The 388-nt window shown below is 66.8% G+C and carries 1 pseudogene; it reads right to left on the bottom strand.

Annotated elements, in window-relative coordinates:
• A pseudogene (locus tag EKA13_RS27600) lies at positions 1–388 on the bottom strand (DUF6094 domain-containing protein); the annotation flags it as partial.

Genomic DNA, 388 nt, shown 5'->3' on the forward strand with positions numbered 1-388 from the left:
ACAAACTTGTCGGTGAGGATGCGCGTCTCGGCGATCGAGCCGTCTTCGCGCTCGGTGAATTCCCGCTGGAGCGTCTTGTCCTTGTGGGTGTCACCTTTGACGACGAGCACGCGCCCCGTCTTGGATTGCACGACTCCCGAGATCGCGCCTGCGGCCAGAGCCAGGGCGAGATGCCAGTGGGACAAGGCCCGCGCCGGTGGACGTAGCGTCTGCTGCGCGGCCCCCAACTGCGTATCCCGCGACGGCCAGAGGCCTTGCAGTCTGCCAACCTCATCGGCGAACTGCTCCGGCTCCATCGTCACGCGGAAGAAATGCCCCGGCTCCGCCGGGCTGGCGGGGACGATGTACGGCAGGAACGGCCATTCGCTCGGCAGCTCCTCGGCTTCGA

This window comes from Pseudomonas defluvii, assembly GCF_001695625.1.
Taxonomy (GTDB): domain Bacteria; phylum Pseudomonadota; class Gammaproteobacteria; order Pseudomonadales; family Pseudomonadaceae; genus Aquipseudomonas; species Aquipseudomonas defluvii.